Genomic DNA, 12,773 nt, shown 5'->3' with positions numbered 1-12,773 from the left:
GCTGGGCAAACTGTTGCATTGAGCACGCGGCCGCCATTGATATTCTTAGTGCCTGTGCCTGGCGAGTGCTCAGCGCTTTTGTGACCAGCTTGCGAGACTCAGCCCGAAAACGGGGGGCCGTAGGAGGAACGGCCAATGGCCGCCGAAAGGAACTGGGACAACACCGTGGGCGCGGCCGACGACGTCCGCCGCATCTTCGAGAATGTTCCCGCGCTGTTGGTCGGCCTCGAAGGGCCCGACCACCGATTCGTCGCGGTCAACGCCGCTTACCGCGCGCTCAGTCCTCCGATCGACAGCATCGGGCTCCTGGTGCGCGAGGTCTATCCCGAGTTGGAGAGCCAGCAGATCCTGCAAATGTTCGACCGGGTCTACGAGACGGGCGAGCCGCAGTCGGGAACCGAGTGGCGGGTGCAAGCTGACTTCGAGGGCTCGGGGACGGCACAAGAGCACTTCTTCGACTTCATCGTCACGGCACGGCGCGGAGACGACGGCTCGATCGAGGGGGTGCAGCTCGCCTTCGTCGACGTGACCGAGCGGGTGCGCGCACGGCTGGCCGCCGAGTCGCGCATGCACGAGTTGTCCGAGCGATACCGGAACGTGCGCGATTCTGCCACCGTCATGCAGCAGGCGCTGCTGGCGCCGTCGGTACCCGTCGTTCCGGGCGCCGACGTCGCCGCCGAGTACCTCGTCGCCGCCCAGGACACGGCCGCCGGTGGCGACTGGTTCGACGCGATTCCCCTCGGAGATCGGCTGGTGCTCATCGTCGGTGACGTCGTCGGCCACGGCGTCGAGGCGGCCGCGGTGATGTCGCAATTGCGCACTGCGCTGCGGATGCAGATCGTCGCGGGCTATCCGCTCGCCGAGGCGCTGGCGGCGGTCGATCGCTTCCACGAACATGTGCCCGGCTCGAGGTCGGCCACCATGTGCGTGGGCTCGCTCGACTTCGGCACGGGAGAATTCCAGTACTGCACGGCCGGGCACCCGCCGCCGCTGCTCGTCGGTTCGGAGAGCGAGTCGCGTTACCTTGAGCCGTCCGGCGCTGGCCCGCTGGGCAGCGGCACGGGTTTCCCGGTGCGCACCGAATTCCTGGACCTGGGCGACGTGGTCATGCTCTACACCGACGGTCTGATCGAACGTCCCGGCCGACCGCTGATGGCCAGCACCGCCGAATTCGCCGACTTGGCAGCCAACATCGCCGGCGGCCAGGGCGGGTTCGTGATCGAGTCCTCGGGGCGGCCCATCGACCGCATCTGTGCGGAGACGCTGGAACTGCTGTTGCGGTCGACCGGCTACAGCGACGACATCACATTGCTTGCGGCGCAACGGCGTATGCCGCCGCCACCGCTCCAGATGACGCTGGATGCCACGATTCATGCCGCGCGCGCGGTTCGCTCTCGACTGCGTCAGTGGCTCGCCGAGGTCGGCGCCGCCCCCGATGACATTTCCGACATCGTGCACGCGATCTCCGAGTTCGTCGAGAATGCGGTCGAACACGGTTACACCACAGAGGTTTCCGACGGTGTTGTCGTCGAGGCATCGCTGGCCGGGGACGGTAACCTCTACGCGTCGGTCACCGACCACGGGCAGTGGAAGGACCATCTCGAGGGCGAGCAGGGTCGCGGCCGCGGCCTGGCCATGGCCGAAGCCCTGGTATCCAGCGCCCACGTCACCCATGGGCCCGGCGGTACCACCGCCAGCCTGACGCACCGCCTGTCGCGACCCGCCAATTTCGTCACGGACACGCTCGTCAGCCGGACCGATCAGCAGCGGAGGTCGACCGACTCCGAATTCGTCTCCGTGGTCACCGAACCGGGCCGCATCGTCGTCAGCGGCGACGTCGACTCCACCACCGCCTCCACGCTGGATCGCCAGATCGCGGTCGAAAGCCGTTCCGGGGTAGCGCCGTTGACCATCGATCTCAGCGCCGTGACCCAGCTCGGGTCGGCCGGCGTCAGCGCGCTGGCGGCCGCGCGCGACCGTGCACTACGCCAGGGCAGTGAGTACGTGCTGGTGGCCCCGCCGGGCAGCCCGGCGCACCATGTGTTGTCGCTGGTACAGCTCCCGGTCGCCGGCGGACTCGCCGAGAATCTCGTCGCGGAGGGCTAGAGCCGCTCGGATCGCTGGCCGTGCCGCACCTGCTTGAACGGCACGCCTCGATCGGCCGCGTATTCCCGCGGGAAGCCCAGCACCCGCTCGCCGATGACGTTGCGCGCCATCTCCGTGGTGCCGCCGCCCATCGCGACGGTCTGGCGGGCCAGGTAACGCAGACCGGTTTCCAGGCCGTCCCCGGGTTCTCCGACCACGCCGGCATTTCCCGCGATCGCCATGGCGGTGTCGACATCCACGAACACGGTCTCGGCGTGAAACAGCCTGATGAGCGTACCGGCGGCGGGCGGCAGCGTGCCATCGCGGACGCTGCGGTAGACGTGACCGATCAGCTGCTCGGCCACCGCACGTTGTACGAGTGCGCGGCCGGCCATCTGCTGCACGCGTTCGTTCCCGGCCTGACCCGTCTTCTCGATAAGGGCCACGTAGTCAACGGGATTCGCATTGCCGCCCTCACTGCCGCTGCCACTGGCGAACTCGGAGCCCTGCCCCACCGCCCTGCGCTCGTGGTACAGCTGCCGCGACGCCACCGCCCAGCCATTGTTCACCTCCCCGACGACGGCGTCGTCGCCGACGTCCACCCCGTCGAGGAACTCCTCGCAGAACTCCGTGGAACCACTCAGCATGGTGATGCGCCGCAACGTAATTCCCGGATGGGCGATGGGCACCAGGAACATCGTCAAGCCCTCGTGCTTGGGCACATCCCAATTGGTGCGGGCCAGACACAGCCCATAGTCGGCGGCGAACGCGCTGGTGCTCCACGTCTTGGCGCCGTTGAGTATCCAGCGGTCGCCGTGGCGTTCGGCCCGGGTGAGGACGCCGGCCAGATCGGATCCGCCGCTGGGTTCGGACAACAACTGCACCAGCACCTCGTCGCCGCGCAGCGCCGCCGCGATGTGTTGTTTCTTCTGATCTTCACTTCCGGTGTCGAGCAGCGTGGCGCAGCAGATGGTGAACGTCGGAGTGTTGAGAATCAGCGGCATCTCGTAGTCGATGGTCTCCGCGTCGAATGCCTTCTGGTACTCGTAGTCCAGGCCGAGGCCGCCGTACTCGCGGGGAAAGCAGATCCCGGCAAATCCGCCTTCGTACAACTGCTTTTGCAGTTCTCGGGCGCGTAGCCAGGATCGTTCGTCGTCGCGCGGGGCGGGCGGCGGCGATTCGGGATCGATGCGGGGCATGTTGTCCGCCAGCCATTCCCGGGCCCGGGCCGCGAACTCGGCAACGGATTCGGTCGGTGTCATTTGTTGGACCGACCCGCCTTCTCGTGTTCATACACGCGCAGGTTGTGTTCCTCCGGTGTTCCGAACATGGAGCGATACAACGTGATCCGGCGCAGGTAGAGGTGCAGATCGTGTTCCCAGGTGACGCCGATGCCGCCATGCATCTGCACGCAGGCCTGGACGATTTGGCCGGCCATCTCACCCACGTAGGACTTGGCGATGCTGGCCGACAGGCCCGCGCCGGGTGAGTTGGCGGCGACGTCGGCGACCGCCGCGGCCGTGGTGGCGCGGCAGGCTTCCAGCCACAGCTTCATGTCGGCGAACTTGTGCTTAAGGGCCTGGTAGGACGCCAGCGGGCGCCCGAAGGTGTGCCGGTCCAACGCCCACTGGACGGTCAGGTCGAACACCGTCTGCAGGATGCCAACCACCTCGGCGCACTGCAGGGTCTGGGCGATCTGGCTCTGGCGGTCGATCAGGGCGGCGGTCTCGGCGGCGGTGCCGACCGCCGCCGATCGATCCACCATCACACCGTCGAAATGCACCCGGGCATATTGCTTGACCAGGTCGACGGACTGCTGGGGCTCGATGGTCACGCCGGGCGCGTCCGTGGGGACCAAGAACTGGCGCAGCTCGGCGCCACTGCGCGCCGCCACCAGCAGCACCGCGCTCTGCGCGCCGGCCTCGACCCGGTCCTTGGTGCCGTCAATGCGATAACCCGAATCGGTCGGGGTGGCCGTCACCGACGGATCCAGTGGCGCCCACCCGTGGCCCGGCTCCGAAACCGCCCACGACGCCACGGTTTCACCGGACATCAGGGCCTCGATGGTGTCGGTATGCGGTTGCCGGTCCGCACACTCGACGAGCGCGGCCAGTACGACGCTGACCGGATACAACGGCCCGGGCGCCACAGTCTTGCCGAGCTGTTCGGCGACCATGGCCAGATCCGCCAAACCGCTGTCCGAGACGCTGCCGCCGCCCAATTCCTCCGGCACCAAGAGGCCCGTCCAGCCGAGCTCCGCGGCGCGCCGCCACCATGCCGGATCGAACGACATCCCCGCGGCGTGCAACTCCCGCACGCGGCGCAGTGGCGCTTCCTTTTCCAGAAAAGCCTGGGTGGTCGAAGTGAACAGCGTCTTTTCGGGAGAGTCGAGTGTGGTCATGCTGCCTCTCGTGGAGAGTTCTCCGGCGTTCTCGATGGTAGCAATTAGCGCTACGGTAAGAGATACCGGAGTTCCGTCGATAGTGCTGTTCGGCGCTACATGGCGAACACGCGACGCAGCGAACGCGCGTGCAGGGCACGGTTCTCCTGAGAAACAACCCAATCTGGAACCAGCGAGTCGAACCCGTTGAATGCTGCTGCGATGACGTGTAATTCGGTGTGCACGTAGGCGTGCAACAGCCTGTTCGCGTAGTCGATGGCTTCGTCGCGGCAGGGATCGATCTCCGCGCAGCTGATGAACGTCGGCGGCAGGCCCTCGAGGTTCGCGCGGTGCGCGGGGACATGCTGGCCGTTGGCGCTCGCGTGACCGACGTAATGACCCCATGCCCGGCTCACGGCCGGGCCGTTGAGGCCCGGCGTGCGCTGGAATTCGCGCCGGGATTGGGTGGCGTCGGAATCGAGCATCGGCTGGTGCAGGATCTGCACCAGGATCTGTGGACCTTCGTCATCGAACATGCGCTGACTCAGGCCCGCGACCAGTGCCGCGCCCGCGTCGCGTCCCATCACGGCGATGCGGTTGACGTCCACCTTCAGCTCGGCGCAGTTGCGGATGGCGTAGTAGAGGCCGGCCTCAACGTCATCCAACGCGGCCGGGCAAGGGTGTTCCGGCGCGAGTCGATAGTCGACCGATACCAGCAGGCATCCGCCATCTCTGGCCAGCTCCACGCACTGGGCATGGTCGGTGTCCAGGTTGCCGGTCACGAATCCCCCGCCGTGGGCGTACACGACAAGCGGTGCATCTGATCCGGCTCGATCGAGGTCGGGACCGCGGTAGAAGCGAAGCTTCAGCTGATGTCCGCCGGGGCCGGCGATGGTGCGCGTTTCGACGGTTACATCGGCGGTGTCGACCGCGGCGGCGCGCTCGGCTGCGAGCCGGTTGGCGTGCTCCCGTTCGGGGGGCAGTGTCTCGGCGCGGAATTCGACGACGCCCAATGCGGTGGCGGCCTCTCGGAGTACCGGGTCGATCCGGGTAAGGCCCTGTGGCCGCGTCAGATTCGTTTGTGTCATACCTTCTCGTCTTCCGGGCTCGTCGTGCGGGCTCGTCCGGTCCCGGCGCGGGGCCGTGCCGGAAACTTTATTCAAGGTAGACCTGCGATTCCGGGTGGTGAAAGACGAGGGGCGCATCGCTTCAGCGCGGGCGGATTCAGAGTTCTCCGGGAAGCGCCTTGACCGTCGCCGGTAACCCGTAGAGAGCGGTCGCGTTGCCGCGCATGATCCGCTCGCGCTGGTCGGCCGGGAATCGGCTGATCGCATAGGTTGGCGCGTCGTAGCTCCAGTGCGGGTAGTCCGTCGAAAACATCAGGTTGTCGCCCAGGTCCATCATTTCCAGATACTCCCGGAACTGCACGGTGTCGGCATCTTCCAGCGGCTGGGTGGTGAACCGAACATGTTCTCGCACATACTCCGACGGGCGGCGCCGCACGTGGGGCAGGTCGCCGCGGCGGGCTTCCCAGATGCGGTCCATCCGCGACATCACCGGCATCGCCCACGTGAACCCACCCTCGACGAACACCACCCGCAGGTCGGGGTGGCGGTCGAACGCGCCGTCGAACACCAGGCTCATCAGGTGCGAGACATACAGCAGCGGCCAGGACGCGAAGAAGTCATGCCAGTGCGCGGGGTTGCCGACGGGATACAACGGAATCAGCTCGAACGGCGTCTGTCCCATCAGGTGTGTGGCCACCGGGAAACCGTTGCGTGCAGCGGCTTCATAGAGCGGGTCGAAATGCGGGTTGCCGAACGGGATCCCACGAGTCTGCGGTGTCATCAGCACCTGGGCCATGTACGGATGTCCCGCCCACCGCTCGACCTCACGCGCCGCCTGCTCGGGTGTCTGCGCGCTGATGCTGATCGATCCGCGCCACCGGCCGTGTTCGTTGTTGGTGTCGAGCCAGACATCGGCAAGCCAGTCGTTGTAGGCGGACTTCAGAACGTGTTCGGCCTGTGGCAGCTGGGCGTCACACATCGGCTCCAGCGTCGCGATGCTGACGCCGGCGTCGAGCAGCAACTGCTTGGCGGCGAATTCCGGGTCGCTGCCCGCAACCCCGCCCCCCGGCGGGGCGGCGTCCATCCGCAGCGACATGGTTTTGTACGAGTCCGGTGTGTCGTAGAAATGCGGTACCGGGGTGACGGCGTTGCCGGTCGGCCATATCTTGTCCACCCATTCGGACGGCGCGTACGACTTGAGCACGTCGGTCGAGAGGGGCAACGGGTGCACGTCGGTGTCGACGATGCTGACCGCAATCTCGTCGTCGTGACCGGTCTGCGAATCGACTCGTTCGATGGTGGTCATCGGACACGCTCCTTCAGCCCGTACAGCTCGCTGGCGTTCTGCCACAGCACCTTGTGGCGTTGGGCGGGATCGAGGCCCTCGGCGATGGTCTCCGGCGGAGTTGTGGACCAATGGGGATACGCCGAGCCGTACATCAGCAGGTCGGACTTGCCGGTGAACTCCATCCAGCGCTGCGTGTCGCCGGCGTCGGTCGGTCCGTCGAACGCCGACGAGCAGAACCTGACGTGGCCGGGCAGGTACTCGCTCGGGTAACGGTCGACCCACGGCGTCTGGTCACGCATGGACACCCAGAAGGTGTCCAGCCGCCAGATCAACGGGGTGAGGATGTCATAGCCGCCGTCGGCGAAGATGAATTTGAGGCCGGGGTGCCTGCCGAACATCCCCTCGACGATGAGGGTGGCCAGATGCACGAAGTAGTTCAGCGGCATGAACGCGGCATATCCGGGATAGGTGTGGGCGTGGCCGGCGAAGGTGGGCGGATAGTCGACGCCGTTGCCGCCGTTGATGTGTACCGCCACTGGCAACCCGTGGGCGGCGGCCGCCTCCCAGATCGGCTCGAACATCGGTTTGCCGTAGGGCTCGCGTGACTGCATCGGGACGCCGACCTGGACGAGCTTCGGGTGATCGCCCAGGCGCTCGATCTCCGCGACGGCCCCCTTCGGGTCTTCCGGATTGACGCGGATGGTGCCCCGGAATCGATCGGTGTTGTCGGGCTCGATCCAGCGGTCGAGCAGCCAGTCGTTGACCGCCGCGCAAATTCTGCTGTTGAGCAGGTAGTCGGCGATGTTGCCGCGGGTCAGCGGGTTGAGGATGGCGTACTCGACGCCCTGCGCGAACAGGTCGCCACTGACCGTCTCCGGGTCTGACCCCGGGTAGTGCTCCCCGTAGAGGTCTTGTCGGTAGTCGCCGCCGGGTGCGGAGTACCACTGCTGTTCGACGTCGGGGATCGACCGCAGCTGATGGGCGGCGGGCAGGTAGCGCCGGATCTCCGCGTTGGAGCGGAAATGCGGTTGCACATTGGCATCGATGATCTGTGGGCTCATGCGGTCAGGTACACCTCCCCATCGGTGACGTCGACCTGGTAGGTGCGGATACGCCGGGTCGGATCGGCGAGATTTTGACCGGTGGTGATGTCGAATTCCCAGTTGTGCCAAGGGCATCGGACGATTTGGCCGTCGCGAACGCGCCGCAGCCCGCCGGGTTCGTCGGGGGCGAACTCGTTGGTCCCACCGAGGAGACCGAGGCACAGCGGGGCCCCTTCGTGCGAGCAATAGTTCACGATCGCGTAGAACTCGCCGCGCACGTTGTACACGCCGACGCCGAACTTCCCGACGTCGACCAGCTTCATCCCGCCGGGCGGCAGATCGTCCAGCGAGCACACGAATCGCCGCTCGGCCACTTGCATCACCGCCTCCGACGCCACGCAGCATCAATACTGTGCCCGTTACGGTAACCACGACAAGCCGTTGGGCTTAGTTGCTATCTATACTATGATAGCGATAATCCCGTCGATCCATCCGCTTACCGGCTGCCCAGGAGGAGCGCTGAATGACGCTCAGCACCGACCCCGCCAACCAGCCCGTCACACTCGACCTCACCGGCGAAACGAGCCCCTACCCGTTCTTCGAATACATGAGGCGCACGGACCCGGTTTGGCACGGCTCCCTGAGCGATCGTGAGCAGATCCCGGAGGAATTGCTGCCCAGCGACGAGTGGGTCTTGTTCAGCTACGACGGGGTCCATCGCGCCTTCCGAGACGACCGGATCTTCACGTCGGCCGCTTACGACAAGACGATCGGGTTGGTGATGGGCCACACCATCCTCGCCATGGGCGGGAAGGAGCACCACGATCACCGCAGCCTGGTGGCGAAGGCGTTTCGCGCGACCGCGCTGGAACGTTGGGAGCCGTCGGTCATCGGGCCGGTCTGCGATCAGTTGATCGACGAGATCAAAAACGAGGGCCGCGCCGACTTGGTGAAGGCGCTGACGTTCGAATTTCCGACCCGCATCATCTCGACGTTGCTCGGTCTGCCGCCGGAGGATTTGGACATGTTCCGGCGGCTGTCCCTCGACCTCATCTCGATCCAGGCCGACATCATGGCGGGGCTGACCGCGGCAGAGGAGTTGCACGGCTACTTCCTCGACCAGGTCGAGCAGCGGCGCCGCAAACCGACCAATGACATCATCGGCGACTTGGTCACGGCCGAGATCGACGGCGAAAAACTCAGCGACGAGGCCATCATCGCGTTCCTTCGGCTACTGTTGCCCGCCGGACTGGAGACCACCTATCGATCGTCGGGCAACCTGTTGTACCTATTGCTCACCCATCCCGAGCAACTGGCGATGGTGTCCCGAGACCGGTCGTTGATACCGGTCGCCATCGAGGAGGGCCTGCGGGTCGAAACGCCGCTGACCATGGTCATGCGGACCACCACCGAAGAAGTCGAGATCGGCGGCAAGACGATCCCGGCCGACGCCCAGATAGACCTGTGCATGGGCTCGGCCAACCGCGACGACACACGCTGGGCCGACCCCGATGTATTCGACATCACCCGGCCGCGCAACGCCCACATCGCCTTCGCCGGCGGCATCCACATGTGCCTCGGCATGCATCTGGCCCGACTGGAGACGCGCGTCATGCTGAACAGCCTCTTCGATCGCGTCAAAGACCTGGCCTTAGTGGCCGACGACGGCACCGGTGTGGAGTCCAAGATCATCGGCGTGACGTTCCGGTCCCCCAACAAGCTCCCGGTCACGTTCTCCCCCGCCGCATGAAAAGCCGCGCGGCGCTCCTGCACGACGTCGGCGGGCCTTGGTCCGTCGAAGAATTCGAGCTCGACCCGCCCCGCGCCGGCGAGGTCCTGGTCGAGATGGCGGCGGCCGGGCTGTGTCACTCCGACGACCACATCCTCAAGGGTGACATGTCGGCACCCAACGAGGTGATGCGATCCCTCGGCCTCCCGACGATGTTCCCCACGATCGGCGGTCACGAGGGATCCGGCATCGTGCGTCAAGTCGGCGACGGCGTAACGGATTTCGCCCCCGGCGACCATGTGGTGATGTCCTTCGTCGCCGTGTGCGGCCAGTGCCGCTGGTGTGCCACCGGCATGGAATACATTTGCGACGTCGGCGCATTCACCCTCACCCCGGGGATGCCCACCGACGGCACCTTTCGCCATCACACCGCCGACGGCCGGCCGCTGGGCCATCTGGCCAAGGTCGGGGCGTTCGCCGAACACACGGTGGTGTCGACGAATTCGCTGGTGAAGATCGAGCCGAACCTGCCGCTGGCGCCAAGCGCGCTGCTGTCGTGCGCGATTCCGACCGGCTACGGTTCGGCCGCCAATCGCGCCGGGGTGCGCGGAGGCGACACCGTCGTGGTCATCGGTGTAGGCGGAATCGGTACGGGCGCAATCCAGGGCGCGCGGATCAGCGGCGCCGCACAGATCATCGCCGTGGACCCGGTGGACTTCAAGCAGAAGTCGGCTCTGCAGTTCGGCGCGACCCACAGCGCCGCCACGATCGCCGAGGCGCAGGACATGTTGCGGGACTTGACCTACGGAGTCATGGCCGACGCCGTGGTGGTTTCACCGTCGTTGATCACCGCCGACGACGTTCGCGACGCCCTGCAGCTGACCCGCAAGGGCGGGACATGCGTGCTTACCGGCATGACCTCGCAGCTGACCCGATCGGTGAAGATCGACCTGCAGGACTTCATCCTGATGAACAAGACCCTGGCCGGGACCATATTCGGCTCCTGCAACCCCAGGGCGGACATCACCCGGCTGGCCAGGCTCTATCAATCCGGGCAGCTCCAGCTCGACGAGATGATCACCCGGCGCTATCACCTCGACGAGATCAACGATGCCTACGACGACCTCCGCAACGGCAAAATCATCCGGGGCATCATCGATTTCGGGATCAGCTGAGGCCTCTCCGGCCCATCACCCGCTGCAGTTGACCGTATGCGTCGATCGGGCTGTGCAGCGCAAGCCCGCCGTCTGCGTGCACGACTTGGCCCGTCACCCAAGGTACCTCGAGGATTCCGACGATCGCGCCGGCCACGTCGGCGGCTTCGCCCAACCCACCCAGCGCCGTTCGTTCGGACAGGGCCTCCACCCAGCCGGGAAGTTGTTCGGGTTTGGCCAGCATCGGGGTGCGCGTGACACCCGGCCCGACGGCGTTCACCCGGATGCCGTAGGTCCCCCACTCTGCGGCTGCCACCTTGACCAGCATGTTCACCCCGGCCTTGGACACGCAATAGGCACCCATGTCTCGGTCGGCGACGGTGCCGCTGATGCTGGAGACCGCAACGATCGAGCCGCCCACCCCGGCGTCGACCATGGCCCGCGCCCCGGCGCGAATCGTCAGCCAGGTGCCCGTCAAGTTGACCCCTAGCACACGGTTCCATTGCGCTGGCGACTCTTCGAGCAGGAGGCCCGACGCGCCGATGCCGGCACAAGTGACGATCCGGGTGGGCGTGCCGTGCTCACGCACGGTTTGGTCCATGGCGGCCGACACCGCGTCGGGATCGCTGACGTCGCAGGCGATGTCGCCATGCGCGAGGTCCCACACCACGACGTCGTGCCCCGAGTCGCGCAGCCGCCCGGCAACCTCACGCCCGATTCCGGATCCGCCGCCGGTGACCAGCGCCGTCATTGCGCCGGTCCGATCAGCTCGACCAGTACGCCATCGGGCGCAGTGATAACGGCCATCGGCACCGTCTTTCCGCCGGGAGCCGGCACCGTGATTCGATGAACACCGTCGGCGAATCCTAATTCGGCCAGCGTGGCGAGCGTTTCGTTGACATCACGCTGCAGGGAGAGCAGAAAGAAGCCGTGCCGCGGACGCTGGGGCGGCACGCTCGCCTCGTAAGCACCGTCGAACACGACCAGTTCTACGATGCCGGCATCGGGCGCCTGGGGATCCCCCAGGAATATCGACTGCAACCGGTCGCTGTTGGCGCCGAACAGTTCTGGCCAGTCCCCCGTGAAAGTGTGGTCGAACAGTTCGGTGAGTCCGAGGCCGTCGCGCCAGAACAGCTTCGAGCGCTCTACGTCGGCGGTACAGATCGCGGCATGGTGAACACCCAACATGGGCTTCCTCTCGATCGCAGAGCTTGCCCACCATCATGCAACGTCGATCGTCGACGCGGAACGTCTGCCTACATCTTGATCGCAGGGATCAGCCTGCTGAGATTCCAGACCCGGTCTCTTCGCGCGCACAGACAGGAGATCGCCAGTGCGGCAGCCGTTATCCCGACCAGCACGATGATCGCCTGCCATAGTCGGGCGTCGATGCCGCCGAGTATGAGCTGGCGGAGCCCGTTGACGCCGTAGGTCATCGGGTCGAAGCGGTGCAGGACTTGGAAGGGCCGTGACGTGGTTTCCACGGGATACATGCCGCCCGCGCTGACAAGCTGCAACATGAGCAGGGCCATGATCAGCACCCGACCCACCGCCGGACCGACAAGCGCGTTGATGGCCTGCGTCGCGGCCACGAACGCGCCGGAGATCAGCATCATGAACCCCAGCATCGCGGCCGGGTGCACGGCGTGCACACCGAGGGCAAACCGGACCACGCAGTAGAGAATGATCGCTTGGAATACCGCGATCGCGGCGGCAGGCAGGTAGCTCGCGAGCACCACGCGAATCGCCAGGACTTCCGCGGCGATCGCGCGACTCTGCAAGGGCCGCAACACCATCCACAGCACCAAGGCACCGAAGAACAAGGCGAGCGTGAGGAAGAACGGGGCCATCCCGGTGCCGAAGTTGGGCGCGGCGTTCTCATGCGATGCCTCGAGTTGCACCGGACCACCGATGGTGTCGGCGACCGCATCCTTTTGCTGGGTGGTCCAGTTCGGCACCTGCCTGGCCCCGTCGGCGAGTTTCGTTGCCAGCTCGGCCGATCCCGTCTTGAGTTGTCGTGCGCCGTC

The 12,773-nt window shown here is 66.1% G+C and carries 12 protein-coding genes; 3 read left to right on the top strand and 9 right to left on the bottom strand.

Annotated features, from left to right (window positions below; genetic code table 11):
- Positions 1-135: 135 nt before the first annotated feature.
- A complete protein-coding gene (locus A5697_RS04355; RefSeq protein WP_068008322.1) occupies positions 136-2,106 on the top strand; it encodes a SpoIIE family protein phosphatase in 1,971 nt (656 codons plus the stop codon).
- On the opposite strand, the gene A5697_RS04350 is transcribed toward A5697_RS04355, so the two are convergent.
- The 6 genes from A5697_RS04350 to A5697_RS04325 all read right to left on the bottom strand — a co-directional run bounded on the left by A5697_RS04350 (position 2,103) and on the right by A5697_RS04325 (position 8,243).
- Positions 2,103-3,347: an acyl-CoA dehydrogenase family protein gene (locus A5697_RS04350; RefSeq protein ID WP_068008320.1), complete on the bottom strand. Its 1,245-nt coding sequence runs from the start codon at positions 3,345-3,347 to the stop codon at positions 2,103-2,105. The genes A5697_RS04355 and A5697_RS04350 overlap by 4 nt on opposite strands.
- Positions 3,344-4,486 carry an acyl-CoA dehydrogenase family protein gene (locus tag A5697_RS04345; protein ID WP_068008317.1) on the bottom strand — a complete coding sequence of 381 codons (1,143 nt, stop codon included), beginning with the start codon at positions 4,484-4,486 and terminating at the stop codon, positions 3,344-3,346. The genes A5697_RS04350 and A5697_RS04345 overlap by 4 nt, the downstream gene beginning before the upstream one ends.
- 95 nt (positions 4,487-4,581) lie before the next feature.
- Positions 4,582-5,553 (bottom strand): alpha/beta hydrolase, encoded by a 972-nt coding sequence (locus tag A5697_RS04340; RefSeq protein ID WP_068008314.1) that lies wholly within the window; start codon positions 5,551-5,553, stop codon positions 4,582-4,584.
- A gap of 136 nt (positions 5,554-5,689) precedes the next feature.
- Positions 5,690-6,838: an amidohydrolase family protein gene (locus A5697_RS04335; protein ID WP_068008310.1), complete on the bottom strand. Its 1,149-nt coding sequence runs from the start codon at positions 6,836-6,838 to the stop codon at positions 5,690-5,692.
- Positions 6,835-7,881, bottom strand: coding sequence for an amidohydrolase family protein (locus A5697_RS04330; protein WP_068008307.1), 1,047 nt, complete (start codon positions 7,879-7,881; stop codon positions 6,835-6,837). The genes A5697_RS04335 and A5697_RS04330 overlap by 4 nt, the downstream gene beginning before the upstream one ends.
- Complete coding sequence (locus tag A5697_RS04325; RefSeq protein ID WP_067947190.1) at positions 7,878-8,243, bottom strand: Rieske (2Fe-2S) protein; 366 nt, start codon at positions 8,241-8,243, stop codon at positions 7,878-7,880. Before A5697_RS04325 ends, A5697_RS04330 begins: the two co-directional genes overlap by 4 nt.
- Positions 8,244-8,386: 143 nt before the next feature.
- On the opposite strand from A5697_RS04325, the gene A5697_RS04320 reads away from it, so the two are divergent.
- Both A5697_RS04320 and A5697_RS04315 read left to right on the top strand, forming a co-directional pair.
- On the top strand, positions 8,387-9,613 hold the full coding sequence (locus A5697_RS04320; RefSeq protein WP_068008304.1) for a cytochrome P450: 1,227 nt from the start codon (positions 8,387-8,389) through the stop codon (positions 9,611-9,613).
- A complete protein-coding gene (locus A5697_RS04315) occupies positions 9,610-10,767 on the top strand; it encodes a Zn-dependent alcohol dehydrogenase (RefSeq protein WP_068008300.1) in 1,158 nt (385 codons plus the stop codon). The genes A5697_RS04320 and A5697_RS04315 overlap by 4 nt, the downstream gene beginning before the upstream one ends.
- Here A5697_RS04315 and A5697_RS04310 read toward each other — a convergent pair.
- From A5697_RS04310 to A5697_RS04300, 3 genes are all read right to left on the bottom strand, one after another.
- Positions 10,760-11,497 (bottom strand): SDR family NAD(P)-dependent oxidoreductase, encoded by a 738-nt coding sequence (locus A5697_RS04310; RefSeq protein ID WP_068008297.1) that lies wholly within the window; start codon positions 11,495-11,497, stop codon positions 10,760-10,762. The genes A5697_RS04315 and A5697_RS04310 overlap by 8 nt on opposite strands.
- Positions 11,494-11,934 carry a VOC family protein gene (locus tag A5697_RS04305; RefSeq protein ID WP_068008295.1) on the bottom strand — a complete coding sequence of 147 codons (441 nt, stop codon included), beginning with the start codon at positions 11,932-11,934 and terminating at the stop codon, positions 11,494-11,496. The genes A5697_RS04310 and A5697_RS04305 overlap by 4 nt, the downstream gene beginning before the upstream one ends.
- Before the next feature lie 68 nt (positions 11,935-12,002).
- Positions 12,003-12,773: YhgE/Pip family protein (locus A5697_RS04300; RefSeq protein ID WP_156673152.1), on the bottom strand; the 771-nt coding region annotated here is incomplete at its 5' end.

Source organism: Mycobacterium sp. E3251 (assembly GCF_001666835.1).
Lineage (GTDB): Bacteria > Actinomycetota > Actinomycetes > Mycobacteriales > Mycobacteriaceae > Mycobacterium.
This window is presented reverse-complemented; position numbering and strand designations above follow the sequence as displayed.

What these genes read in the sequence shown, in the direction of transcription:
- A5697_RS04355 (WP_068008322.1), top strand. Translation starts at nt 136, where the DNA reads ATGGCCGCCGAAAGGAACTGGGACAACACCGTGGGCGCGGCCGACGAC.
- A5697_RS04350 (WP_068008320.1), bottom strand. Translation starts at nt 3,347, where the DNA reads ATGACACCGACCGAATCCGTTGCCGAGTTCGCGGCCCGGGCCCGGGAA.
- A5697_RS04345 (WP_068008317.1), bottom strand. Translation starts at nt 4,486, where the DNA reads ATGACCACACTCGACTCTCCCGAAAAGACGCTGTTCACTTCGACCACC.
- A5697_RS04340 (WP_068008314.1), bottom strand. Translation starts at nt 5,553, where the DNA reads ATGACACAAACGAATCTGACGCGGCCACAGGGCCTTACCCGGATCGAC.
- A5697_RS04335 (WP_068008310.1), bottom strand. Translation starts at nt 6,838, where the DNA reads ATGACCACCATCGAACGAGTCGATTCGCAGACCGGTCACGACGACGAG.
- A5697_RS04330 (WP_068008307.1), bottom strand. Translation starts at nt 7,881, where the DNA reads ATGAGCCCACAGATCATCGATGCCAATGTGCAACCGCATTTCCGCTCC.
- A5697_RS04325 (WP_067947190.1), bottom strand. Translation starts at nt 8,243, where the DNA reads ATGCAAGTGGCCGAGCGGCGATTCGTGTGCTCGCTGGACGATCTGCCG.
- A5697_RS04320 (WP_068008304.1), top strand. Translation starts at nt 8,387, where the DNA reads ATGACGCTCAGCACCGACCCCGCCAACCAGCCCGTCACACTCGACCTC.
- A5697_RS04315 (WP_068008300.1), top strand. Translation starts at nt 9,610, where the DNA reads ATGAAAAGCCGCGCGGCGCTCCTGCACGACGTCGGCGGGCCTTGGTCC.
- A5697_RS04310 (WP_068008297.1), bottom strand. Translation starts at nt 11,497, where the DNA reads ATGACGGCGCTGGTCACCGGCGGCGGATCCGGAATCGGGCGTGAGGTT.
- A5697_RS04305 (WP_068008295.1), bottom strand. Translation starts at nt 11,934, where the DNA reads ATGTTGGGTGTTCACCATGCCGCGATCTGTACCGCCGACGTAGAGCGC.